At 47.6% G+C, this 23,966-nt stretch carries 21 protein-coding genes; 12 read left to right on the forward strand and 9 right to left on the reverse strand.

Annotated elements, in window-relative coordinates:
* Window positions 1-43 precede the first annotated feature (43 nt).
* Window positions 44-490 carry an acyl-CoA thioesterase gene (locus ACO05E_RS02545; RefSeq protein WP_419811432.1) on the reverse strand — a complete coding sequence of 149 codons (447 nt, stop codon included), beginning with the start codon at window positions 488-490 and terminating at the stop codon, window positions 44-46.
* Window positions 491-724: 234 nt separating this feature from the next.
* Between ACO05E_RS02545 and ACO05E_RS02550 the strand changes: the two genes are divergently transcribed.
* Entirely contained in the window at window positions 725-3,007 is a 2,283-nt protein-coding gene (locus tag ACO05E_RS02550) for a carboxy terminal-processing peptidase (protein WP_419811433.1), read from the forward strand.
* Window positions 3,008-3,126: 119 nt separating this feature from the next.
* Here the strand turns inward: ACO05E_RS02550 and ACO05E_RS02555 are convergent, their stop codons facing one another.
* Window positions 3,127-3,378 carry a hypothetical protein gene (locus ACO05E_RS02555; RefSeq protein WP_419811434.1) on the reverse strand — a complete coding sequence of 84 codons (252 nt, stop codon included), beginning with the start codon at window positions 3,376-3,378 and terminating at the stop codon, window positions 3,127-3,129.
* Window positions 3,379-3,589: 211 nt separating this feature from the next.
* Window positions 3,590-4,732, reverse strand: a complete 1,143-nt coding sequence (locus ACO05E_RS02560; RefSeq protein WP_419811435.1) for an ATP-NAD kinase family protein — start codon at window positions 4,730-4,732, stop codon at window positions 3,590-3,592.
* A gap of 400 nt (window positions 4,733-5,132) precedes the next feature.
* Between ACO05E_RS02560 and ACO05E_RS02565 the strand changes: the two genes are divergently transcribed.
* The gene (locus ACO05E_RS02565) at window positions 5,133-6,512 is read left to right on the forward strand and encodes a PhoH family protein (RefSeq protein ID WP_419811436.1); all 1,380 of its coding nucleotides are present in this window, start codon (window positions 5,133-5,135) and stop codon (window positions 6,510-6,512) included.
* A gap of 156 nt (window positions 6,513-6,668) precedes the next feature.
* Complete coding sequence (locus ACO05E_RS02570; RefSeq protein ID WP_419811437.1) at window positions 6,669-7,079, forward strand: hypothetical protein; 411 nt, start codon at window positions 6,669-6,671, stop codon at window positions 7,077-7,079.
* Between the two features lie 59 nt (window positions 7,080-7,138).
* Here the strand turns inward: ACO05E_RS02570 and ACO05E_RS02575 are convergent, their stop codons facing one another.
* The 3 genes from ACO05E_RS02575 to ACO05E_RS02585 are packed head-to-tail and all read right to left on the reverse strand — an operon-like array spanning window position 7,139 to window position 10,530.
* Window positions 7,139-8,152, reverse strand: coding sequence for a hypothetical protein (locus ACO05E_RS02575; protein WP_419811438.1), 1,014 nt, complete (start codon window positions 8,150-8,152; stop codon window positions 7,139-7,141).
* Window positions 8,153-8,188: 36 nt separating this feature from the next.
* Window positions 8,189-9,334, reverse strand: a complete 1,146-nt coding sequence (locus ACO05E_RS02580) for a fatty acid desaturase family protein (RefSeq protein ID WP_419811439.1) — start codon at window positions 9,332-9,334, stop codon at window positions 8,189-8,191.
* Between the two features lie 17 nt (window positions 9,335-9,351).
* On the reverse strand, window positions 9,352-10,530 hold the full coding sequence (locus tag ACO05E_RS02585) for a flavin reductase family protein (RefSeq protein ID WP_419811440.1): 1,179 nt from the start codon (window positions 10,528-10,530) through the stop codon (window positions 9,352-9,354).
* Window positions 10,531-10,940: 410 nt separating this feature from the next.
* Here ACO05E_RS02585 and ACO05E_RS02590 point away from each other — a divergent pair, with 410 nt between their 5' ends.
* The 3 genes from ACO05E_RS02590 (at window position 10,941) to ACO05E_RS02600 (ending at window position 13,286) form a co-directional block, all read left to right on the forward strand.
* Window positions 10,941-11,282: a DUF3302 domain-containing protein gene (locus ACO05E_RS02590; RefSeq protein ID WP_421722723.1), complete on the forward strand. Its 342-nt coding sequence runs from the start codon at window positions 10,941-10,943 to the stop codon at window positions 11,280-11,282.
* Window positions 11,283-11,285: 3 nt separating this feature from the next.
* Window positions 11,286-12,233, forward strand: a complete 948-nt coding sequence (locus ACO05E_RS02595; RefSeq protein WP_419811441.1) for an HlyD family secretion protein — start codon at window positions 11,286-11,288, stop codon at window positions 12,231-12,233.
* Between the two features lie 123 nt (window positions 12,234-12,356).
* A complete protein-coding gene (locus tag ACO05E_RS02600; RefSeq protein ID WP_419811442.1) occupies window positions 12,357-13,286 on the forward strand; it encodes a fructosamine kinase family protein in 930 nt (309 codons plus the stop codon).
* Between the two features lie 53 nt (window positions 13,287-13,339).
* Here the strand turns inward: ACO05E_RS02600 and ACO05E_RS02605 are convergent, their stop codons facing one another.
* Window positions 13,340-14,254 (reverse strand): Dyp-type peroxidase, encoded by a 915-nt coding sequence (locus tag ACO05E_RS02605; protein ID WP_419811443.1) that lies wholly within the window; start codon window positions 14,252-14,254, stop codon window positions 13,340-13,342.
* A gap of 230 nt (window positions 14,255-14,484) precedes the next feature.
* Between ACO05E_RS02605 and ACO05E_RS02610 the strand changes: the two genes are divergently transcribed.
* Both ACO05E_RS02610 and ACO05E_RS02615 read left to right on the forward strand, forming a co-directional pair.
* The gene (locus ACO05E_RS02610; protein ID WP_419811444.1) at window positions 14,485-15,342 is read left to right on the forward strand and encodes a CPBP family intramembrane glutamic endopeptidase; all 858 of its coding nucleotides are present in this window, start codon (window positions 14,485-14,487) and stop codon (window positions 15,340-15,342) included.
* Window positions 15,343-15,584: 242 nt separating this feature from the next.
* A complete protein-coding gene (locus tag ACO05E_RS02615) occupies window positions 15,585-17,210 on the forward strand; it encodes a methyl-accepting chemotaxis protein (RefSeq protein WP_419811445.1) in 1,626 nt (541 codons plus the stop codon).
* A gap of 69 nt (window positions 17,211-17,279) precedes the next feature.
* Here ACO05E_RS02615 and ACO05E_RS02620 read toward each other — a convergent pair whose 3' ends face one another.
* Window positions 17,280-17,750, reverse strand: a complete 471-nt coding sequence (locus ACO05E_RS02620; RefSeq protein ID WP_419811446.1) for an FKBP-type peptidyl-prolyl cis-trans isomerase — start codon at window positions 17,748-17,750, stop codon at window positions 17,280-17,282.
* Between the two features lie 137 nt (window positions 17,751-17,887).
* On the opposite strand from ACO05E_RS02620, the gene ACO05E_RS02625 reads away from it, so the two are divergent.
* The 3 genes from ACO05E_RS02625 (at window position 17,888) to ACO05E_RS02635 (ending at window position 20,563) form a co-directional block, all read left to right on the forward strand.
* Window positions 17,888-18,757, forward strand: coding sequence for an HDOD domain-containing protein (locus ACO05E_RS02625; protein WP_419811447.1), 870 nt, complete (start codon window positions 17,888-17,890; stop codon window positions 18,755-18,757).
* A gap of 76 nt (window positions 18,758-18,833) precedes the next feature.
* Window positions 18,834-19,376 carry a hypothetical protein gene (locus ACO05E_RS02630; RefSeq protein ID WP_419811448.1) on the forward strand — a complete coding sequence of 181 codons (543 nt, stop codon included), beginning with the start codon at window positions 18,834-18,836 and terminating at the stop codon, window positions 19,374-19,376.
* Complete coding sequence (locus ACO05E_RS02635; protein ID WP_419811449.1) at window positions 19,373-20,563, forward strand: putative manganese transporter; 1,191 nt, start codon at window positions 19,373-19,375, stop codon at window positions 20,561-20,563. Before ACO05E_RS02630 ends, ACO05E_RS02635 begins: the two co-directional genes overlap by 4 nt.
* Before the next feature lie 89 nt (window positions 20,564-20,652).
* On the opposite strand, the gene ACO05E_RS02640 is transcribed toward ACO05E_RS02635, so the two are convergent.
* Window positions 20,653-21,138, reverse strand: coding sequence for an FKBP-type peptidyl-prolyl cis-trans isomerase (locus ACO05E_RS02640; protein ID WP_419811450.1), 486 nt, complete (start codon window positions 21,136-21,138; stop codon window positions 20,653-20,655).
* Window positions 21,139-21,401: 263 nt separating this feature from the next.
* Here ACO05E_RS02640 and ACO05E_RS02645 point away from each other — a divergent pair, with 263 nt between their 5' ends.
* Entirely contained in the window at window positions 21,402-23,966 is a 2,565-nt protein-coding gene (locus ACO05E_RS02645; protein ID WP_419811451.1) for a hypothetical protein, read from the forward strand.

Consider the following 23,966-nt stretch of genomic DNA (forward strand, 5'->3'; position numbering starts at 1 on the left):
TGTAAAGCACGGGGAAGTTTGTATATCACAGGGGAAATAGAGCTCAGACTTCTTCTTGCTGATAGTCAGGCGCACAACGCTCATAAAAGACTTTTGGAATACGGGCAATTTTGCGCTCGTCGTAGTCAAAAAACACAATACCGGTTTTGGCCAGTGCCACCACTTTATCTTCATTATGGTTTTCGACCCGATAAATCACGTCGCAGCCATATTTATTAAAATCGGTCAGACCCACATGAAACGTCAGATGTTCACCAACAAAGGATTCAGCCTTAAAAGAAACCACAATATCCGACACCATAATCCCCAGGCCACCCACATTAAACTCACCAAAATCATGGCTGCGTAAAAAGCGTAACCGGGCTTCATGCAATAACGAGATCATGCGGTCATTACCAACATGATTGCCATAATTAATATCCGATACCCGTACATCCAGCTCTGTCACAAATGAAAATTCATCGGGTAATTCGAGTTTTACTCTGGCCACACAAGACTCCTGCCTATTCTTATTGAAATTGACCTACCCGATGTAAGGCTTTGTAAACAATGTGTACTGCCCCAGGCACAAAGATGACAGCCCAGTTCAGATACCGTAGCATCAGGGGTGCGGCATCATAACGACCCATTATGATTGGTACAATACGACGTTAAAAACATGACGTTAAAAAGAATGCGACAGTTAACAACAAGTCGACATAACAACCGAGAAGCGGCGATTTCTATGCGTTTTATTTCCCACTGGTATCATCAGATTACCCAATCGACACCTTCCTCAAAGCTGTCTGAAAAGGGGCTGCCTACAACGAGGATGGCTAAGAACCTGCTGCTGATTCCTCTGGCACTGGCCTCAGTATGCGCTCACAGCTCCATTGAAACCATTGCTCCGGGAACACCGTTTGCGCCATTAGAGCCAACCCGCACGCACGCCGTTACCAGCCAGCAGATTATGAATAACCTGCTCAGCGGCCACTATGAGCATCGCCGCCTGAACGATGATTTATCCTCCAAGGTACTGGATATCCTGCTGGACGACATCGACGGCACCCGCAGTTATTTTCTGGCATCAGATATCCAGGAATTTGAAAAATACCGCAGCAAGCTGGACGATGCTCTCGCCCGCGGTGATATGCAACCCGGCTTTCTGATGTTTAACCGCTATGAGCAACGGGTATCCGAGCGCTTGTCGTTCTTATTAAATGAACTGAACAATAACGCCGCCAATTACACCTTTGACGGCGATGAAACGCTGGAGCTGGATCGTGAAGATGCTTTGTGGGCAACCACCAGTCGCGAACTGGACGCCCTGTGGAAGAAGCGCCTGAAAAACTCCATGCTCAACCTGAAACTGGCTGGTAAAGAAAAAGACGACATTATCGAATTACTGACCAAGCGCTATCAGAACCAGTTAAACCGGGTGCATCAGACCAAAGCGGAAGACGCCTATCAGACCTTTATGAATGCAGTGACGCGTTCATTTGATCCGCATACGCAATATTTCTCCCCACGTAATACCGAAAACTTCAACATCAATATGAGCCTGTCGTTGCAGGGCATTGGTGCGGTTTTACAAACCGAAGACGAGCACACCAAAGTGGTACGTTTAGTACCGGCAGGCCCGGCTGATAAGGCTGAGAATCTGGAACCGGCCGATAAAATTATTGGTGTGGGTCAGAATGAACAAGGTGACATTGTTGATGTGATTGGCTGGCGCCTGGATGAAGTTGTCGATCTGATTCGTGGCCCTAAAGGCACCACAGTGCGGTTAGAGATTCTGCCTACCAGCGGTAACGGCAGTGAAAGCAAAGTGATCTCCATTGTGCGGGATGAAGTAAAGCTGGAAGAGCAATCGGCACAAAGTGAAATCATTAATATCGACAGTGGTGACCCGAAAAACCCAACCACCCGCAAAATTGGTGTGATTGATATTCCCACCTTCTACATCGACTTCCAAGGGCGAATGGAAAACAAACCGGACTACCGCTCGACGACCCGCGATGTCGCCAAGCTAATCCAGGACCTGAAGAAGGAAGATGTTGAAGGCCTGGTGATTGACTTGCGCAATAACGGTGGCGGTTCTCTGGAAGAAGCCATTTCGTTAACGGGTCTGTTTATCCCAACCGGGCCAGTAGTACAGGTACGCAGCATCCGTGGCCGTGTAGAAGTCTTACAAGATCGCGACCCTGGCGTGTTATACGATGGCCCGATCACTGTGCTGGTTAATCGTTTAAGTGCCTCGGCCTCAGAGATTTTTGCCGGAGCCATTCAGGATTATGGCCGCGGTTTAGTGGTTGGTGGCCAGACCTTTGGTAAAGGCACAGTTCAGTCGTTACGTCCGTTGCATCATGGCCAGTTAAAAATCACTCAGGCTAAGTTTTACCGGGTATCCGGTGACAGCACCCAGCATCAGGGAGTGATTCCCGACATTCTGTTCCCGTCGTTATTTGATAAAGACAAAATTGGTGAGAGCGCACTGGACGAAGCTCTGCCCTGGGATACCATTCGTCCGGCTGAACACAGCCAGTCTGGCGTATTAACTCAGTTGGTGCCGTCACTTCGAGACAAACACCAGCAACGAATCAGTGATAACCCGGACTTCCTGTTTATGCGCGAACAAAAAGCGTTAATCACTGAATTACGTGATCAGACTCAGGTTTCTCTGAACGAAAAAACCCGAAAAGAAGAACGTCAGGCTAACGATGATCGCCGCCTGGCACTGGAAAATAATCGTCGTCAGGCAAAAGGGCTTCCATTATTGGACAGCCTGGACGATGAAGAACACAGTGAAGAGCCGGCCAATAAAAAGGAAGAAGCGGCCAGCGAAACGTCGGATGAGGCTAAAACGGCTGAAGCGAATGAGACAGAAGACAAATCAAAAGAAGAAGAGGATGCGGTACTGGTGGAAGCCGGTGAAATCCTGCTCGACTTTATTGGTATGACCCGCTCTGCAACAGCAGAAGCAACAACTGCAGAAACAACAGCAGGTGTTATCCAGCCGCTGAATTAATGCGGCTGCGCTCTTTGCGAAAAATTGCGGCAAAAGCGCCTGCTATAAAAATGCCCGCTCTGAGAAATCAGCGCGGGCATTTTTTGTACTCGTTCGGTAGAGAAGAGAGTGGTTTTGGCTCAACAGAACAGTACGTCTTCCTGCCATAAGTCCACGCTCTGAACATCGGCTTCACGAACATTTAATTCCATCTTCGCCATATCCATCAGTTCACGAAGATCAGCATCGGGCAACGCCCGTAAGTTAAGATGACGGAACACCCGCTGTTCAACCAGACTTTTCTCATAACAATGGCGGTGGGCCGGGCCAATTCCGGAAACGGTTATCGGTTCAGCACTTAATACGTCAGACTGGCAATACACACACTTCATAACAACGACTTAATCATAAAAACTACTTAATCGTTCACAAATTCAGCAGAACTCTCATAATCTTGGTGAAGGAGTGTAATCCTAATTGGTAACCAATCGCGTATAACCTTTGTTCATGTATTGTAATTAGATGTATACAAGCAACAACCACAATCCGAAAAAGGTTTTTGTTCTGTTTTCATAACCTTTGATGCCATATCGGTCGTATTATTTAAGAGATAGGCTGGACAACGCTGTCACGATAGCCAGTGATAACCTCAATGGTGCCAGCCCACTCCTGATTTAATGCCGCATCCCCCGAGTCCATAATCAGAGAGCGGCCATTCAGTTCGGTTAATTTGGTTTTAGTTGAGACCAAACAGATGTTTGCCTTGCCCAGCTGCTTCAGCACCTGAGCGCTGAACTGCTGATTACCACGACCAGTGATATGCCCCTGGCCGCCCATAATACTCAATACCGCTTGTCGTATCGGATACTGTTCAAACAGCTGCAGAATTTGCTGCTCGTTGAGATCATTGGCCAGCAACTCCGGATGACCGTTTTGATCGGAGAAAACCGCATCAACTCCCAACAGAGTGTTGTCTAATCCCAGCTCTTCCATAATCGCCTGAGTGGTTTTACCGGACCCTATCAGAAACAGTGTTTGTGGCTGATCTTCCATTTGTTCGCGCATATAGGCAGCAATATCCGCCAGCACTAATTCTTCCGACTCCACACCGCCCTGCTTCACTGCCTGCACAAAATGGCCAACCTGCGGCACCCGCATCTCACCATAATGACGAGCAATCACTTTATCCTGACGAAACGCCTCTTCATCCAGATCGCGGACTTCCGACTCTTTAATATCGACTAAGCCACCCTGCAACAAGGTTTGTAATACTTCGCCGCTGGCTTGTGGCGTGATGCCATACACACCAGAGTGGATTTTGACGCCGGCCGGAATTCCCAGTACCGGAATATCACTACGATCCGACTTATCCAGCGCTGCCAGGATATCCCTTGCGGTACCGTCTCCCCCGGCAAAGACCAAAACATCCAATGGCTGCTCAGCCATAAGAGTAACGGCCTGTTGAGTATCCGCAGCGCTGGTTTGCTCTTTGGTCGGCATCGGCAGCAACGCATAATCAAAATCCAACTCATCCAGTACCGATTGACCCATATCACCCGGACAGGTAATAAAACGACAACCCTGTTGATGTTCCGTTAAGCCCTTCAGAGCATCATAAGTGCGTGCCATCGCTTTCTGCTGGGCACCACGACGAAACGCCTCGTCTATCATCTGGTCACTGCCCTTTAAGCCAACAGCGCCACCAATGCCCGCATAGGGGTTAATGATCAGGCCAAATGTAATCATCGTTGATTCCGGTGCATTCAAAATGCGCAATTATAACGCTAATACCACGACAAAAAACTTAGGGCCTTTTAACACTATTTAGATCTTTGCTGCTGGCTGTCAGTTTTTTCATGAGCAAGGCATGAGGAGCGTGGTTTAACGAGTTAAATAAGCAACGAATAACACAGCTCAGGGAAAACTGACACCAGCCCTTCGGGTTATGACTGAAAATCATTCACTCTATGTTGCTCATCATTCATTTAACTCGTTAAACATCACTCTTCGCGCCTTGATTGAAAGATTTTCAGTCATAACAGCGTGATCAAAATAGTGTTAAAAGGCCCTGCCAAAACAGACACTTGCAATGCCATTCGAAAGCCAACATAGTGAATTGAGTTCAAGGACAAACGAGACTCACTTTATGGCCGCAACAAAATCTGCAACCAAGCTGTACGTTCTCGACACCAATGTGCTGATTCACGACCCTCAGGCATTGCTGAATTTTGAAGAACATCAGGTCGTGATTCCTATGACAGTGCTGGAAGAGCTGGATAAACTCAAAATGGGTAAGGCTGCCATCGCCACGGATTGCCGTGAAGCCATTCGCCAGATCGACCGCATCATTGGTGATGCCAGCCCAACCGAAATCGCCAAAGGGGTTCCTATTACCCGCCCAGACGGTGGCACTCAGGGCCACTTCTCTATTTTACTGGATACCTTTTCCGGGCCCAATCGCACTCTGCCATCGGATCTTAACGACAACAAAATCATCAACAGCCTGGTGGGCCTGCAGGAAAAATATCCACGTAGGGACGTGGTACTGATTACCAAAGACATCAATATGCGTCTTAAAGCCCGGGGTTGTGGCGTTGGCGCTCAGGATTATCAGAACGACCAGCTGCTGGATGATGTATCACTGCTGGAAACCGGTTACCACAGCTATATTGATTCGTTCTGGGACAGCCAGAGCGAGGTGGAAACCTTTCACGATGAAACCGGCACTTACCATCGTATTCCCCTGAACAACCTGCCAGAGGAGTTATACCTCAACCGTTTTATCTTCGATGAAAAAGGCTTTGTCGCCAAAGTAGTCGCACTCGAAGAGTCCAGCGCGGTATTACAGGATTTACCCGCCGAACAACTGCTGAATCAGAATGCCTGGGGGCTGAAACCGCGCGATATTCCACAAGCGTTAGCACTGAATCTGTTGCTCGACCCTAATGTCGACCTGGTTACCCTCACCGGTCAGGCGGGCTCTGGTAAAACCATTCTGGCGCTGGCCGCAGCGATTGAGATGACCGTCGCCACCAGCCAGTTCCGTCGCATTATTGCCACCCGCAGTACCCGTGGCCTGGATGAAGATATTGGTTATCTGCCCGGCACCGAAGCCGAAAAAATGGAGCCCTGGCTGGGAGCCATTACCGATAACTTAGAGGCGCTACACAGTGACGATGAACACTCACCATCAAGCGTCGACTATATTCTGCAAAAAGTGCCGTTGCAGTTTAAATCACTGAACTACATTCGCGGCCGCAGCTTTCAGCACAGCCTGATTCTGATTGATGAATGCCAGAACCTGACCCCACACCAGATCAAAACCATTATCACCCGTGCAGGAGCGGGCAGTAAAGTGGTGTGTCTTGGTAATCTGGCTCAGATCGACACGCCTTACCTGAATCCAATCAGTTCAGGGCTGACCTACCTGATTGAGCGGTTTAAAAACTTCACTCAGGGCGGCACCGTACATCTGGAGGGCTCCCCCCGTTCAGTGTTGGCCGAATACGCCGAGAATCACCTTTAATCACCAACCTCTTCCTTAAATCAGGCGCTGTTTATTGGCGCCTGACTTTGACGATATAAGAATCATGAACTATATAACTATGACTACTTTAAATTCTGCCGCCTGATTGGCCGGAATTTCCACTCACCCACCTCCGGAAAATCCACGGAAGGTTGTATGAAAAAATTGCTGTTAGCCGCGTTACTGGCCACTTCGGTTGAGGCCATGGCCGAAGAAAAAATCTACGAACTGGAATTTGAAACGGATTCCAACTGGACCAGTCTGGAAATCCGTGATGATGCGGTGTTTGTCAATGCACCTGCCGGACAAAGTATGAACGTGACCGCCAAAGATGGCTTACGCTCGCACACTATTTCACCGAAGAAAATTCATTTACGCTCCCGTACCCGCGGCCTGGTGAATATGAATTTATTCGTGAAATCGAAGAATAACGTACTGGGTCTGATTATCTGTAAAGGCTCTCCCAGCAGTTATACCTGGATCAAGTCCGAACAGTCGAAACAGAAAAATGACCTGAAGAAAAAAGATCATTGCGAACAAGCGGCTCTGGTTCTGAATCTGTTCTGATTTATCTGAGAACATAAAAGAAGCCGGTATTAAGCCGGCTTTTTTCATTTATCCATCAGTTACCAGTTAACAAACTTCATGCCTTCACAAAACGGTCGCCCTTGATGAATTTGTGTAATCTGGCCGTCACGCATTGAGCGGCGAAAAATCCGGCAATCTTCACTGGTGCTGTAATACAGAAAGCCTGTTTCCGGACTTACCGACAACCCCACCGGGTCTTTTAACAGCCCAGGAACAATCACTTCATATCCGGCCTCAAGATTATTCAGATCTATCCTTCCAATAAATCCGGCTGGCAATGTTTCGCCAATAAATTCGTTGCCTTCACCACGATCAGTAAAATACAAATGCCGGTTGATGTGATCAATATCGATTTCCAGCAACATACCTTGCTGATAAGTCACAATCTGGCTAGCTTGTTCAGCCACATTGGCAGGAGTGATTATACGCTCTGCATTAACCGAAGCGCGCCATATGGTATTGGTAAACCGATCAGTCCAGTAGAACTGCTCGTGGGACTCATCAACCGCCACGCCAACAAACTGGTGTTGATTTTCAGGAAGACTGGTGAAATCGACTAACACTTTAAGCTCAGAGGCTTTTTTAATACCTGCCATCGGAACACGGTAGATACGCCGCCCTTCTCTGTCAGCAAAATAAACTTGCTGATTCACTTTATCCAATGCCAGCTGCTTGGGAGTCCGTATTCCCAGCCCATCGGGCACGATATAGGTGAGATTGGTCAATTCCCCCTTATGGATGTCGGCACTCATCAGATTACCGTTATCGTCATCCATCAACCTCATATTGGTGAAATAAATTCGCTTATTTTCTTTATCAATTGCAACAGCATCAGGACTGAATGGATTAAACAGAATTTTTTTGGCCGGGGCACTGCCATCCGCAGCACCGGCATAAAGCCCCCCTATAACCGGAGAGGCATTGACCCAGTATAAAACCGGGCCGGAGTGATCAAACTGACCAAAAGCAAACGCACCTTTTGCCATCATACCTGCCAGAACAGCAGCAATAACAGCGATTACAAACAACAGGGCATACACGAGTTTTTTCATTCAGACTCACCTTGAATAAGCTGAGCTGAACGTTATTCAGCTCGCCGATAGAGTGCCGCTCGACTGCTGTTTTTTACCCGGCAGTGAGTAACGCAACACTCGCTTCACAACTGTCAGGTATTGATACCCAAATGATCCGGTATTGTAAGGTATGTGGTATTTATCACACACCTGCTGCACCCGCTCCGCCATCCATACATAATGGCGCGCCGGAACATCCGGGAACAAATGATGTTCAATCTGACAGCTCAGGTGACCGCTGAGAATATGAAACCAACGTGCACCTTCCAAATTGGACGATCCCAGAATCTGACGATAATACCATTGGCCGCGGGTTTCATTTTTACAGTCATTTTCGTCAAAGGTGTGAACCTCTTCGGTAAAATGACCACAGAAAATAATGGTGGATGTCCATAAATTACGTACCAGATTAGCAATCACATTGCCCAGCAAAACCCAGCCTGCGGTCGCTAAACCAAATGGCAGCAGTAATAGCGGGAAGAAAACATAATCTTTAAACACCTGCTTATTAATTTTACTGAAAAAATCTTTTTTCAGTTGTTCCCGGCTAATCGGCAAATGGCTTTCGCTTCTGCGTTTACCAAAGAAAATACGCTCAGCCGCCAGCTCGTGGTAGGCCACCCCCCACTGAAACAATAAACTCAGGTTCAGATAGGTAAAAAACTGATACAGGTTTTTTGGACGCCATGGAATATCATCACTCAAGCGTAACAGGCCATAACCAAAATCACGGTCTTTACCAATGATATTGGTATAAGTGTGGTGCTCATGGTTGTGGTAACGCTTCCAGGAATCACTGTCGGCAGCAATGTCCCAGTTAAAGTGACGGGAATTAATATGCGGGTCATTCATCCAGTCGTATTGGCCATGCATCACGTTGTGGCCAATTTCCATATTATCGAAGATTTTCGCCAACGATAATAACGCGACACCTATCCCCCAGAATAACCACCACAAGCTGTTAAACGGAGGAATAAACCCCAATACCATCAGGATGCGACCACCTATTTCGCAGCCACGCTGTAAACGAATCATATTACGGATGTAATCGGCATCCTGCTGTCCACGGCGGGCCAGGGCTTCATCACGAATGGCATCCAATTCTTGCTGAAACGCCAGTAGCGTCGCCTCATCCGGGCGCTGTTCAAACGAAGTTGTCATAGTGAGAATTCCAGAAATTATAGTTCTAATGCCACATCGGTCACCGGCACAGAGACACACAGCTGAATTTCCTGCGGCCCGGTATCCGAATATTGTTGGGTTTTGGTGTTATACACCACACCACTTTGTTTTTTGCAGATACATTGGTGACAAACACCAATACGGCAACCACTCACCGGCTTCAGGTCAGCGTCTTCAGCCAGCTCTAATAACGATTTAGGTTGGTCAGCGTCACTTAATAAATACTTGCCGGAGGTAGTGCAGGAAACATGCTGCTGGCCATCCACGCCATCAATCTGATCAATGGGTGCTGCGCCAAAGTATTCAAAAGCAATGCGCTCTGGTGCCACACCCGTGGCTTCGGTCAGCTGCCGGGCCAGCTGGATCATGGGGGTTGGGCCACAAATCATGACTTGTAATTGTGGATGCTGAATATCCAGCGCCAGCTCCTGTAAATGCTGGCTTTGCATCAGACCTACTTGCTCACCATCCATCAGTGTTAGCGACACATTCTCCCGTTCTTTTGATAAACGTTCGAACTCATGGCGGAATAAAAACTGCTCGTTGTTACGCGCGTAATACAACAGCTGTACCGGGCGTGTGTCATTACTTGCCTGCATTTGCTGCAACATTGAGCGAAACGGCGTGATACCACTGCCTCCGGCAATCATCAGTAAGGGAGCATCTGAGTGATGATCAGCGGTAAACTTCTCCAGTGTAAAGTCACCAAACGGTGCTGAAATATTCGCCAGCCCCCCCTGTGCAAAATGCTCTCTCAGCCAGGGAGTGATAGCACCCTGATCCTGCACACGAATGGTTAATTCAATCAGGCCGGTTTTATCCAAATAATCCGGCGAGGAAGAAATACTGAACGTACGGTGACTGCGTACGCCATCTTTTTCAGTGATTAAATCCAGATGTTGCCCAGCTGAAAACCCGCCTCTGGCCCAGCTTTTTTGCGGCCGGATTACCAGCGTAAAGACATCGTTGGTTTCGTGGCGTAATGTCAGAATATCTGCACGGCTGGAGACGCTGCTCCAGTTGGGAATCAGCAGTTGAATCAGAGGCTCAAAATAGTAAGAAAAGCGTTTGTCCTGGGTCAGACTTTCGGCCAGCCAGCTCCAGCTTTTACTTTCCCGTATTTTTCCGATCAGCGATAACGATGGTGAGTGTTTGTCATCAATCAAGGTGGTCATAATATCCCGGCTTTTGGTGAACAACCGTTATTGTTAAAATATGTATCGCTTTTTTACCTTTCTGCGATGGCTAAGTCCAATAGCCCCCTGCCATCCCCTGTCTGATGTTAAATCCGGCGATCACTTATAAGCATCAGGATGTAAGTAAGTACCAACCGCCAAGCCCACACTGTGATTCAATATTCTCAGTTGAATTGTTGCAATTTGGGCAAAACTTCACACTCATTAATTTCTAAAAAGGAAATAATGTATTGCCATAATATGAAAGATAGTTTCACTTTGTTACAACTGGAGGTAGCGTTATTTTTGATAACTTTTAACAAGTTAACGAACTCGCATTCGCAGGCCGCTGGGATATACTCGCTTCTGACTATAATTTATCTACCACTCATTAGCAGGGATAACAAACAATGACCACAGGATTTGAATGGGTGGCACTCGCCATCCTTCTGCTAGGCATCACCATGGTGATTTATGCACTGGTCTGGCTTCATGGCATTCCGCATCATATCGCCGAAAATAACAATCACCCTCATAAATCAGCTATTCACGTCGCCTGTTGGCTCAGTGTATTTACTCTGCACGCGTTATGGCCGCTGGTGTACTTGTGGGCCATCCTGCCGGAAAAGCGTTTACAGGTGGATGTAAACCGCAGTGACGATGGTCTGGCTGAGCGCATAGAAAAACTGGAAGCTCAGCTGGCACAAGCTCAATCTGTTGATTCACAACACCACCAGCAACAAGGAAGCTAAACCATGCTTGAATTAATTACTGCGATTTATGGCCTTGGCTGCTGGTTGTTATTTAAAAAATTCCGTTTGATTCCCATCAATGATTACACAGTTGTTACTGCGGTTCTGGTGCCGATTGTGGTCTACTTTTTTGGTTTCTTACTACTGAACATGCATGCTCCGGTGGCGAAAGATGTACGCCTGACGGCCCCGGTAACACCAATTATTGCGCTGGTACAAGGCCATGTTAGTGAAGTGGTTGCCGAACCCAATACTCCTCTAAAAAAAGGCGATGTGTTATTAAAAATTGACGATACTTTATATCGCTCCCGCTTAGAGCAGGTTCAGGCACAACTTGAGCTGGCAAAAATTCGCCTGGATCAGGCCACCAAACTGGCCCAGCGTAACGCCGGTACAGAATTTGACCGCCAGGGGGCAGAGGCTGAAGTTGAGCGTTTAATGGCAGCCGTTGATGAAGCGGAATTTAATCTGGCTAACTGCACCATTGTGGCTCCGGCCGATGGCATGGTAACTCAGGAGCTGGTTAGACCAGGCCAATTCGTCATGCCGATGGCTTTCAGTCAACTGATGATTTTTGTTCATAACGAACAATCCTGGTTAGGATCTTTCCCACAACAAGCCTTACAGGGAATGGAAAATGGTGAAGCCGCCGAGCTCGCCATTACTGCTGCACCGGGTCATGTTTTCTCGGCCGAAGTTCAAAGGGTTGTTCCGGCAATGGGAGAAGGCATGGTAGCCGCCAGCGGCCAACCGATCAAAGGCGCTTACGATCGTGCACCGGGCCGTGTTCTGGTGATGATTAAAATGACCGATGAACGTGCAGCCGATCTGAAGCTGCCAGTGGGTACTGATGCCATGGCCACCATTTTCACCACCGACCGACATCTACTGAATCTGGTTCGTGGTTTGATTATGCGTATCAAAAGCTGGGAGAACTGGATTTTCCACTAAATTTTTAAGGACCCCTCAAAGCGGTCAAAGGCCTGCTTTTTTAACAATTTGCTAAGTGTCACTCAGTTTTTGCTAATACTGTGACTTACACTGAAGTGAGAGTTAAAAAGCGAGGCCTTGTTTATGAATACGTCGGTGGCACATCAATATGACCAGGAAGAGGTAGGAAGCTCAATGGTTATGGACATACTGCAGCACGCCGTCGCTCACCATCATCTTTTCCCGCAAGCATTAGACGTCTCCGGTTATAGCTACCATTGCGAGGCTAATCAGATAACCGTCCAAACGGCCGCTGGGGCGTATTTTATTAAGTGCCGCCCGCTCGCAGATCATCCGCAATCTCAGGCCGAACAACAATCGTTACAGCGTATTATCCAAACTCAAACTCTGGCCACCTGCACACCGCTGACCAGCGGTACGCTTGAAGGTGAAAACAACACGCTGAGTTATCTGATTCTGCAACACTTGCCAATGGCGATGCACGGTGATTGGTTCAGTGCCGGACAACAACTGGCACAAATGCATCAGTGCACCTCTGAGCAGGGGTATGGATTTGATATCACCACCTATTGCGGCCAGACGGCACAAGACAACCGCTGGAACAGCAGCTGGGCTGACTTTTTTGTTAAACAGCGCCTGCTACCGTTAATTCAGCAGTTACAACAGAAAAACATCCATTTTCAAAATACAGATGATTGCCTCGCTCACTGTCACCAGCAGCTCTCAGGCCATCAACCAGCCGCAGCATTACTGCACGGTGATTTATGGTCGGGCAATATTGGCTTTAATCCCGATAAATCACTGGCTTATCCCATGATTTTTGATCCGGCCAGTTACTACGGCGATGGTGAAACCGATCTGGCGATGACCGAGCTGTTTGGCCGCTTTCCGAAAAAGTTTTATGACGGTTACCACAGTGTGATTGCAAGCCAGGACGGCCAGGCCAAAAGGAAGCCCATTTACCAGCTGTATCATGTGTTAAACCATGCTCTGCTGTTTGGTGAGCATTATATTGATCAGGCTACATGGCTAATGCAGGAAATACGCGGCTGATGCAGTAAGGTCGCCGTACATCAGCCAGAGTTGCTCAACGGTAAAAACCGGATTCAGCAACTCTTCAGCAGTTGTAATAAATCCGCTTCAGCAGGCATAAACCAATAAGAGCCGGTTAGCGGAGTTGAAAACTGCATCAAATGATCACTGATACCATCTTCCGTTGCGCCGGCCATACGCTCCAGCTGAATCTGAATACGGCGTAATTCGCTGGCAAAACAGAGAAAGTACAGCCCTTTATCGTCAGTGCTCTGGTAATACGGTGTACTGCGGCGGTAAATTTTCATGGCCACACCATCTACCTTCACATCGGTACGGCTGACGTGTGAATCGGCTGGCATCGCTTCCCCTTCCAGCTCCACATCATCTTCTTTGGTGCGGCCAATCACCGCTTCCTGCTGCCTGACCGTCAGCTGCTGAAAGGAAGCGAGGTTGTGCTGCCATTTCTGACTGAGCACATAACAGCCACCAGCACCGGCTTGACCGGCCGGTATTTGTGCCGCCGCAATCCGCTTCTCTTCTTTCGGATTCGCGGTACCGTCAATAAAACCGGTTAAATCACGGGAAGCCTGGTTTTTAAAACCACTGATATCCAGTGTGACCTCAGCCACGTTCTGCAACTGTTGCTGAACGTGCAGTATGGTCGCCATCACGTCTCCACGATCTTCACCGTGTACCCAGAAGAACACATCTCCCTGTGTAGCTGGCATGGTATGTTTGCCGCTAACGGTCGCAAACGATGCCAGATCAGCAGGGCGCCATTGTGGTTGTAAACGATCCCAGGCTTCAGCCCCCAGAGCAATGGCAATATAACAGTCAGAGACAGGAATCAGTGCCTGTGCCAACGCCTGCTTAATATCGTCATTTGTTTTGTCTCCGGCTAGCCGGTATTCCAGATAGTGGGCGTGTATACCGGGCTCGCGGTATAGGCCAGCCTGACTGGCTGGCAGTACAGCAGTGTTTGTCATTATTCGTCTCTCATCAAAGCGCTGCTTAGTTTTGACGATCCTGAGGCAAATGTGAATGCTCTGGGGCAAAAGAACTCAGGGTCTGCGTGCGAACTTACGTGTTCCGCTTGCCAGCTTACATATCCAGCTTGCGGCAATTGCCAGAGACACGCACAATTCCTTCTCAGCAATACCTACTCAACAGCACCTATTCAGCAACCCCTCAATCATGACAATCAGCCAGAGCGACAATGAATTCTTTTAAAAACCCACTGTATTGGTTACACCCGAAACAAATCTGGTCGCATGTGCGTGATATTGATACCCAGGCTATCCAGGATCGCCAGGGAATTGCGCCACAAACGTTAACCAATCGGGCATGGGTTGTGATTGCGGTTGCCTGTGTGTGTTTGCTGATGCTGCATTACCTGAAGTATTCGAGCAATTTAAAAACCGTGATTCCGATGCTGGAAAGTGCCTTGTCCATTCCCAATAAACAATGGCTGAATGCTTATTACAGCAGTGCTTATCGCGAATTATGGGGCTACCTCTGGTGGGGCTTCTGGCACTTGGTGGCTTTTATTCTGATTCCGCTACTGACCATCCGGCTGATACTGAAGCAACCTTTAAAAGACTATGGCCTGCAATGGGGAGACGTGCATAAACATTGGCTGGGGTATGTGTTATTAACAACACCGATTATTGGCTTTGCCATCATGGCCAGCTTTCGCAGTGATTTTGCCAATCACTATCCATTTTATGATTTGGCACATATCAGCTGGCTGGATTTACTACTGTGGGAGTGTATTTATATAACCCAGTTTATTGCGGTGGAATTTTTCTTTCGTGGCTTCCTGGTTAATGGTTTACGTACTCAATTGGGCAGCTTGTCCGTCGCAGTAATGTGCCTGCCCTATTTAATGCTGCACTTTCCAAAGCTGTGGCTGGAATCCACAGGAGCTATTTTATTCGGCTTTTTCCTCGGTATTCTGGCGTTAAAGTCACGTTCAATCTGGGGTGGCGTTGGTGTTCATGTTGCGATTGCACTGACCATGGATTTTGCCGCGATGATTCAAACCAAGGGACTGCCGGAGCAGTGGCTTCGGTGATAGGTAAAAACACCTATTAATAGGTAGATCATGAATATGTGCATCGTAGTCTTTTTATTACCTCCCCGTAGAGAAACTGATGCAAATCAATAAACTTTTTTCAGCTGATAAAACCCTATAAAAACAGATACATAACTTAAAGTAATCACACTAAAAAATAGCGTAATTAGCCAAGCACAAGCCTATTCCAGCTCTATACTCCACACACATATTTTATTGCTTTTATTAAACAGGTAACACACATGCAAAATCTGTCTGTGCGGGCACGCTTAGGCTTATTAGTTGGCTTATCTCTGGTTGCATTAATATCATTAAAATTACTCAGCCTGATGCAATGGCGGGAGACCATGGTCGAATCCCGTCAGTCGGAGCTGAGTTCATTAATTGATTCTGCACACAGTATTCTGGCCACTCAATATCAATACAGTCAGTCCGGATTAATCAGCAAACAACAAGCTCAGCAGCAAGCTATCGATATGATTGAGAAAATGCGTTACCGCCAGCGGGAGTATTTTTTCATCGTTGATAAAAATGTAGTCATGATTGCCAATGGCGGTGGTGGCAGCAGCGTCGGCAAAGATGTATCGGGCGTGACCACCAGTGATGGCACACGCATTTTTGTTGAAATGGCGCAAGTGGATCGCAAACCCGGAGGGGCTGACGTCTTTTATTACAGCTGGCCAAAACCCGGTGAAACCAAGCCCGAAATGAAACAAAGTTATGTCCGCGCGTTCACTCCCTGGGGTTGGTCGATTGGCACCGGCGTCTGGATTGACGATATTGAACAAGCCTTTATGGAGGGCCTGATCAGCTTTACCATCCAGATTGTGATTATTGGTGCTCTGCTGATCGCTTTCAGTACCCTGGTTATCCGTTCTGTCACCCGTCCACTACAACATATTGAGCAAGTGATGCAGGGGATCAGTGAAAAAGACCTGACCCAGCGCATTCGTCTTAACAGCCGTGATGAACTCGGCCATATGGGTCGCTCTATTGATCAGACACTGGATGTGTTTCAGGAATTAATCCGTCATTTATCCGATTCCATTGCCCAGCTGAAACAGAGTGCCAGCCAGTTATCCTCAAATGCTGAGCAAACCAATCAGGGCAGTCGTCAACAATCGCTGGAAACTGATCAACTGGCCACCGCGATGTCTGAAATGACTTCAACCGTGCAGGAAATTGCTTCCAATGCCGCTAATGCCGCACGTGCCACCGATAATGCCGATGCCAAAGCCAGTCAGGGCAATCAGGAAGTCGACAATACCATTGGTCAGATTCAGCAACTGGCGGCCAATATCACCGAAGCCAGTGAAGTGATTGTTGAACTGGAATCCGATACCGAACAGATTGCTAATGTATTGGAACAAATTCAGAGCATTTCTGAACAAACCAACTTACTGGCATTAAATGCTGCTATTGAAGCCGCACGTGCCGGTGCTTCCGGCCGGGGCTTTGCCGTGGTTGCTGACGAAGTGCGCCAGCTGGCGATGCGCACTCAGGAGTCCACTACGGAAATCCGCGATATGAACGAGCGTTTACGGAATGGTGCCAAACAAGCCGTGAGTGTGATGCAGCGTTCCAGCACAGGAGCCACCGACAGTGTGAATAACGCTAATGCAGCCGGTGAAGAGATCACCCGGATTGTGACCTTAGTCGATGATGTGCGTGATATTGTGATTCAGGTGGCTGCTGCAACCGAGCAACAAACTCAGGTGGCTGAAGAAATGAATCAGAATTTGGTGAGCATTGCCAGGGTGGCGGATGACACAGCCAATTCCTGCGATACCGTGGCGGCCAACAGTGAACAACTTTCGCAGCTGTCCAATGAACTACAAGGGCATATCGCTCAGTTCCGTATTGCCTGAGGCGACAACTGAAACATAGCGGGAAAGCCAAAAATGCGGCTCAAGGTCTGAGCCGCAGTCAGTCACCGATTATTGAACCGCGATCAATTCAACATCAAAAATCAGTAATGAACCCGGAGGGATAGTCCCCACAGCGCGGTCGCCGTAAGCCAGTGCCGATGGTATAAACAACCGGGTTTTGCCGCCTTCTTTCATCAGCTGTAAGCCCTCTGTCCAGCCGGGTATCACCTGATTCAGCCCAAACGTGATGGGCTGGCCACGATCCACCGAACTATCAAACACACTGCCATCCATCAAGGTACCATGATAATGCACCGTGACTTTGTCGTTGGCTGCCGGAGAGCGGCCATCTCCGGCTTGTAGTACCTGATATTGTAACCCCGAGGGAGTTTGTTCAATCTCGTCTTTCTGACCATTTTGCTGCCAGAATTCTGCAGCTTTTGCTTTGTTCTCTTCGGCTTGTTTTTTAACGCCTGTCGCCCGGCGAATTCCCCAGATCAGCAGTGCAATTAAAATCACCACACCGATTATATTCATCATAGTTATTACTCAGATGCATTATTAAAAAGATCATAATAACAGAAGGCGCAAAGGCCTTCCTGAAACTGAGTAAAAACGGGCAATCCTGTAACAAAAGGCTATAGTTATAGGCGTTGCCCCATCTTGATGAGCAAGCTATGTCAGAAACACCTGAAACTAACTCCGCAACCAGCGAACCAGAGAACCTGCAAGGGAAAATCGATATCCCTGCACCACCGGCGATTATTGAAACACTCAGTCGCTCGATGGCAGATCTCAATACGATTGGCAAAATGATTGCTGAACAGGAGCAACTGGCCACCGAAGTGGTTAATACTATTAATGCACCCTGTTTTAATCTGGTTCGTAATATTGCCAATATCGAAGAGGCGGTTCGCTTTCTTGGTCATGAGCGAATTGTTCGTCTGGCAACCGCACGCTCTTTACGTGCTTCGTTTTTCACCAGTACACAAAGTTTTCCGGAAGAAGTCTGGAATGTAGCCAACCGTGTTGCGGTTGCCAATGTTCTGATTGCCAAAGAATTAAAGCTGGCAGACAGTGATCAGGCCTATGAAATTGGCTTATTCCACAATATTGGTATGGCGCTGTTGTATAACCACACCAGTCGCTACCGGATTATTATTAAATCGGCCTATCGCCATGAAAGTGGTGCCATCAGCGCCTTTGAAAAGCACCATCTGGGTATCAGTCATGCCGAAGTAAGTGGCATGCTTGCCAAACGTTGGCTACTTGATGAACTTGCTGTTGACGTAATCAGCAACCATCACAGTACCCAGTGGATTAATCAGCAATTTAAAGAGAACAGTAATGAAGAACTGCTGAACCTGCTTGCCATGATCAAGCTATCTGAGCGGATTTCTCATTCTTGTGGCTTTATTGCTCAGGCACCACAAAATTATGAATGGCAACGCGTTGCCCCCGCCATTCTTAACTACCTGGGACTCAACGAAACCCAGCTGGAGCGACTGAAACGTCAGGTACTGGAAGGTATGAAACAAGAAGGCTAATACGCTAATCACAGGGTTTACATATCCAATACTTTAAATGATAATAATTATCATTAACAAAGTAAGGAATGACCCTGTGCTTGAAAAACGCTCACAACAGCTGATTGCTCTGCTGCAGTCTGTCGCAGACAATGAGCGCCAGACACACCGACTTTATACGGACTTTCTGTCTTCATCCCATTGTATCAGCCAGGATATCTTCGATTTATGCCATACCGCACTGCACGAAGATAAAAGCCACTTTGATGAAATTGATGCCTGCCTGACGCGCTTAACAGAACCGCATCATGCGCTTACACCTGATACTGCGTTTACGTCTGATACTGCGCTTACATCTGAAACTGAGTTAGCACCTGCCACAGTGTTCACGGCTCCTCCTGCTTACCATTCTCATATTACCTTCACTCCGCAACATCCTTTAACCACTCAGAACCTGCTGCAACATTTATGTGATATTGAAGCTTTCTCGGTTAAGGCTTACAACGAGATCTGCAACATTGCTATGGAGTACGACTATCAGGTATTTGATTTGTCGTACCGCAATATGAACGAAAACCTGGCTCATCTGGACTTCGTCAGTCACCTGCTGAGTAACTTAAATGCGGGTGCTCAACTGTGACCACCTGGATCTTAAAGAAAATAGGCATCACTCAGGGGCAGATTAAACCACCGTCATTATTAGCTCAGCTGAATAAAGACAACTTTCTGCTGCTGTTGATTTTATTTTCACTGCTATTTTTATATCAGGTTGATATCGAATTATTGGATCTGATTATTTCAACTCTGAGCGATGCCTATCTTGGCGTCAGTATTTTTATTGCCGCCACCCTTTCTGTTTTTTATTTTCTGGATCGTTATCTGAAAGCAGACCTGACCCGAGTGCTGAATCAGCCAGGTCTGTTTCAGGTGCCCGCTGCAGCTTTTCTGGGGGCCTTACCCGGTTGTGGTGGCGCCATTATTGTGGTCACTCAGTTTGTTAATGGCCAAATGAGTTTTGGTGCATTAGTAGCGGTATTAATTGCCACGATGGGGGATGCGGCTTTTTTATTACTGTCACAACAACCCGAAACGGCATTGCAGGTTTATGGCATCAGCTTACTGGCGGGTATTCTTTTCGGCTATCTGATCAATACCCTCCACGGGCCGGATTATATGAAATCCGATTATGACTCGGTCGAAACAGAGGATTATGAAATTCCGCGCCTGCCTTCTAATCTGACCCATTTTTTTATTTTCATGCTGATTCCGGGAACCCTGCTTGGCCTGGCAGAGGCTTTTCAATTTGATACCAATGCCTGGTTTGGTGCTCTTGCAGTTATTGAACCGGTGAAATGGATCGGATTTACCGGCGCATTATTATGTATTGCGATCTGGATCAGCCAACCACTGGATTCCTGGTCTGCCCGGTTTGCGGTAAAATCAGAAATTAAATACTTAAAAGAAACCGTGGTGGCCGAAACCAGCTTTGTGTCTGTGTGGGTGATTCTCGGTTTTTTATGTTACGAACTGCTGGTGTATTTCACCGCACTGGATTTACAGGCTCAGTTCAGCAGCTTAGGTGGCAGCGTTATTTTATTCGCTATTCTGCTAGGGTTTGTGCCGGGTTGTGGCCCACAAATTGTACTAACAACCTTGTATCTGAATGGTGTCGTGCCGCTTGCTGCTCAGGTTGCCAATGCAATCAGTAATGATGGCGATGCCCTATTTCCGGCAATTGCGTTAGCACCAAAAGCCGCCTTAAGCGCAACACTTTATAGCGCGGTGCCAGCTTTTATGATTGGTTATGGAATGTATTTCTGGAAATAAAAAACCACGATCAGGTGATCGTGGTTTTCAGGGTTTATCTGCGATTAAATCAACAGACTCACTCTCAGTGAGATTAGCTCGCACTCAACTTAGTGATGATGACCATCCGGGCCATGCACATGACCGTGTGCAACTTCTTCATCAGAAGCATCACGAATGGCTTCGACTTTTACACTGAATTGCAGTGATTTGCCCGCCAGCGGGTGGTTGGCATCGACTGTCACTTCTTCGTCAGTCACTTCAGTAACAATCAGGTTCACCGGCCCTTGTTCGGTATCCGCTGTAAACGCCATACCCGGCTCTACCTTTTCAACACCTTCAAAGGCTTCTAACGGTACGGTTTGAATACGCTCTTCGCTGTAATCACCGTAAGCATCTTCCGGCGCAACCGTGACATCAAACTCGTCACCAATCTGCTTACCATCTAAGGCACTTTCCAGACCCGGAATAATATTCTGAGCACCGTGCAGGTAAGTCATTGGTTCGCCACCTTCAGACGAATCAATCACAGTGCCGGAATCCACATCCACTACTTTATAGTGAATGGTTACAACTTTATGTTGTGCAATAGTCATTATCAGCTATCCACTTGGCCCGGTTCTTCCGGGAGGGTAAGAAACAGCGCTTGTTGATTCAACGCTGCATGAAGTCGCCAGTATAACAATGAACGAGGTGAATCACAGAGCTTGTTAGTTACCAGCCGGTGAAGATATGAAAAACAATTGTTCATAATCAGAGAAACAGATCACAGAAATCAACATCCGTCCGCGTCTTCTAATGCTCCTTCTCAGAAAAAACAATACTATCAATAAAAACATAATAACCAGAGGGGTGAAGGATGAAGAACCTGACCATACCTAATGCCTTGTTTATTTCCCTGCTGATAACCACCAGCATCACCGCTTGCAGTGGTGGAGGTGGAGGAGGTTCCAGCGATGGTGTTACTTCAACAACAGGGGGAACAACGGCGGATCGCTCAGATGACTCTGATTCAGCCACCCCTGACCCTGGCACGCCCGGCTCCGATACGACAAACCCAAACAATCCGGGTTCCGGTGAACCAACACAAACCGAATGTGGTGGCCAGGTTATTTATACCGTTGGTGCCTCCCAAGGCGATATTATTCCCGCCAGTGGCCAAACATTGACCTTATCCAGCAATAACAATGACTGGGGCCAGCTGCATTTTTCATCGACACAATTACCACAGAATCTGACGAATGCCCGTGAAACATTTCAGTCTTCACGCTACAACGGTCGTACGGGTTGGGAAAATCAAAAAGACGATATCTTTATTCCGATGCGCTCCCACTGGGCGCACTGTGTTAGTCAGGATAATCAAGGCAACAATGTTGATAACTTATTTGTGTCGATGACATTACAGGACGGTGATGGCATCGAAGATAACGTCGGTTCTGTTTTTCATATGCAATACGACAGTGCCAGCCAGAGTTATCTTCGTACCGGTAACGAAATCACCCTCAACGGCATGTGTCATCAGGCACACGGTATTGCTGCGAATGCCGACTGCTCACGTGTAGCGTTATTGTGTGAAACCGAGCCAGAAAAAGAGCTGGATCCTTGCTTTAGCGCTACGAAAGATCTGGTGGCTGAAAGCGATGATGTACACCTGAAACAGTCGAATAATTATCAGGGCAATGCAAATTTCCTCAGAGATTTGCCGAATGCATTAGTGAATTTCGAGCGCTTTGATTTCAGAGAGCCGACTTACCTTGAAGAAATTATTCCTATCAGCACTGTACTGCCAACTTTAAATACTCATTACCCTGGCGTATTTAACAGCGACAGTGTTTATAAAAACCTGAGCTCTGGCCACTTCTCCACCTTACTGGCCGAGTCTCCGGCTTTTGCTGGAAAAATGGACGAGTTCAGAGAAAGATTCCATATCCAACGCGATGTGGCTAACGATGAAATCTGGTTGCTGGAATGGAACGCCAATGCCGAGCCAGTCAATCTGGATGATAAATTTGACAGCTTTATTGTTTCCAAATTAGCCGGCGGATCCGGTGCTAAAACCGCAATGAATTTATTGTATACCGATGTCGAAGATGATGACCGTGGCTGGGGCACCTACGCTTTTGCCCAAAATACCCGTTATTTTGCTGACGATGGCTCTTCCCACGTTTCTGGCTCACTGAATGTGATTAAACGCGATTTTGAAGATAACGAAGGTATCTGGGAATATGACTTGTTTGGCTCAGGGGCCAGTGGTCGTAGCGGCCGTGGCTGGGGTAAAGACTGTACTATTGGCCATGTACTGCACGCGCGGGTTGCCTACGACCCCTTCAAACAGGAATACACCGCGGTCTGTACCACTGACCATAACTACCTTGGGGAAAATGTTGGGTACATCCCAAACAGCTTATTTGGCCCTGCGGGGGGCAGCCCTTACAGCCAGCTGGGTAACATTGCCATTAAAGACGAAAACAGCAAAGCTACAGTGGGTGGCCGCTGGGTACACGTAGTGCAGAATACCAACAGCTATGAATCCATTGGTGGTGGTCACACGTTAGTTGCATTGGATGAAAACACCAATATGCTGGCGTTTGTTGCCGGTCAACCCACATCGAAAAGCGCTTTTGATGGCTATATACACGACAAAGAGAACGGAACGTTACCCGCAGAACAGGCATATGGTGCTAACTGCTATACCAATACTCCTTCAACCCCGAACTGCGATAATGGTTACCTGGATCATTTAATGTCACTGACGGATGAGAGCCAAACCTATAATGGTGTAACTCCCTTCTTCAATATTCATGATTTAAAGGTTTCGCCTGAAGTGGGTGTAGACACCGGCCACACGCGCTCTGTCGCACATTACATGCGTTCGGTCACCCGTATTGGTTTATTAAAAACCAACGGTCAAGAGCCCATCCCTGATGAGCGGGTTAAATGGATTGGTGACGAGTGGGATTTAAATGCCGATGGTGATATTACCTTCGACAATAAACGCCTGACCGACAACGACGCACAAGCCTGTTCTTACAGTGACCCACAGTTGGTGAATCTTGGTAATGGCCGCCTGCTGCTGGGTTATGCCAAACAATTCTGCTATGGCGAGCAATACCGGGACAGCAATAGCTACAACACCCGCCTGAGCCGTATTAACGGTCTGGATCTGTTAGTGCCTATGTCTTATTACCTCGCAGAACTGGATCTGGATGGCAATATCGTTGCAGGCCCAACGGAATTAAAATTAGATAACGGCACAACCTTTGGTTGGGGTGGTTTGGATGAGATTGTTTCGATGGGTGATGGTAAGGCAGCCTGGTTGTACATTGAACAACCGACTCGTGATAACCCATCAACCGAAGCACCCGACCCTCTGAACCATAACTGGCGGGTCATGGTATACGAATCGGCTCACAACCAGAATTAA

The sequence above is a fragment of the Bacterioplanoides sp. genome, from assembly GCF_965226395.1.
Classification (GTDB): domain Bacteria; phylum Pseudomonadota; class Gammaproteobacteria; order Pseudomonadales; family Oceanobacteraceae; genus Bacterioplanoides.

What these genes read in the sequence shown, in the direction of transcription:
- ACO05E_RS02595 (WP_419811441.1), top strand. Translation starts at nt 11,286, where the DNA reads ATGCTTGAATTAATTACTGCGATTTATGGCCTTGGCTGCTGGTTGTTA.
- ACO05E_RS02555 (WP_419811434.1), bottom strand. Translation starts at nt 3,378, where the DNA reads ATGAAGTGTGTGTATTGCCAGTCTGACGTATTAAGTGCTGAACCGATA.
- ACO05E_RS02605 (WP_419811443.1), bottom strand. Translation starts at nt 14,254, where the DNA reads ATGACAAACACTGCTGTACTGCCAGCCAGTCAGGCTGGCCTATACCGC.
- ACO05E_RS02585 (WP_419811440.1), bottom strand. Translation starts at nt 10,530, where the DNA reads ATGACCACCTTGATTGATGACAAACACTCACCATCGTTATCGCTGATC.
- ACO05E_RS02565 (WP_419811436.1), top strand. Translation starts at nt 5,133, where the DNA reads ATGGCCGCAACAAAATCTGCAACCAAGCTGTACGTTCTCGACACCAAT.
- ACO05E_RS02620 (WP_419811446.1), bottom strand. Translation starts at nt 17,750, where the DNA reads ATGATGAATATAATCGGTGTGGTGATTTTAATTGCACTGCTGATCTGG.
- ACO05E_RS02610 (WP_419811444.1), top strand. Translation starts at nt 14,485, where the DNA reads ATGAATTCTTTTAAAAACCCACTGTATTGGTTACACCCGAAACAAATC.
- ACO05E_RS02640 (WP_419811450.1), bottom strand. Translation starts at nt 21,138, where the DNA reads ATGACTATTGCACAACATAAAGTTGTAACCATTCACTATAAAGTAGTG.
- ACO05E_RS02600 (WP_419811442.1), top strand. Translation starts at nt 12,357, where the DNA reads ATGAATACGTCGGTGGCACATCAATATGACCAGGAAGAGGTAGGAAGC.
- ACO05E_RS02625 (WP_419811447.1), top strand. Translation starts at nt 17,888, where the DNA reads ATGTCAGAAACACCTGAAACTAACTCCGCAACCAGCGAACCAGAGAAC.
- ACO05E_RS02570 (WP_419811437.1), top strand. Translation starts at nt 6,669, where the DNA reads ATGAAAAAATTGCTGTTAGCCGCGTTACTGGCCACTTCGGTTGAGGCC.
- ACO05E_RS02645 (WP_419811451.1), top strand. Translation starts at nt 21,402, where the DNA reads ATGAAGAACCTGACCATACCTAATGCCTTGTTTATTTCCCTGCTGATA.
- ACO05E_RS02615 (WP_419811445.1), top strand. Translation starts at nt 15,585, where the DNA reads ATGCAAAATCTGTCTGTGCGGGCACGCTTAGGCTTATTAGTTGGCTTA.
- ACO05E_RS02580 (WP_419811439.1), bottom strand. Translation starts at nt 9,334, where the DNA reads ATGACAACTTCGTTTGAACAGCGCCCGGATGAGGCGACGCTACTGGCG.
- ACO05E_RS02590 (WP_421722723.1), top strand. Translation starts at nt 10,941, where the DNA reads ATGACCACAGGATTTGAATGGGTGGCACTCGCCATCCTTCTGCTAGGC.
- ACO05E_RS02560 (WP_419811435.1), bottom strand. Translation starts at nt 4,732, where the DNA reads ATGATTACATTTGGCCTGATCATTAACCCCTATGCGGGCATTGGTGGC.
- ACO05E_RS02575 (WP_419811438.1), bottom strand. Translation starts at nt 8,152, where the DNA reads ATGAAAAAACTCGTGTATGCCCTGTTGTTTGTAATCGCTGTTATTGCT.
- ACO05E_RS02550 (WP_419811433.1), top strand. Translation starts at nt 725, where the DNA reads ATGCGTTTTATTTCCCACTGGTATCATCAGATTACCCAATCGACACCT.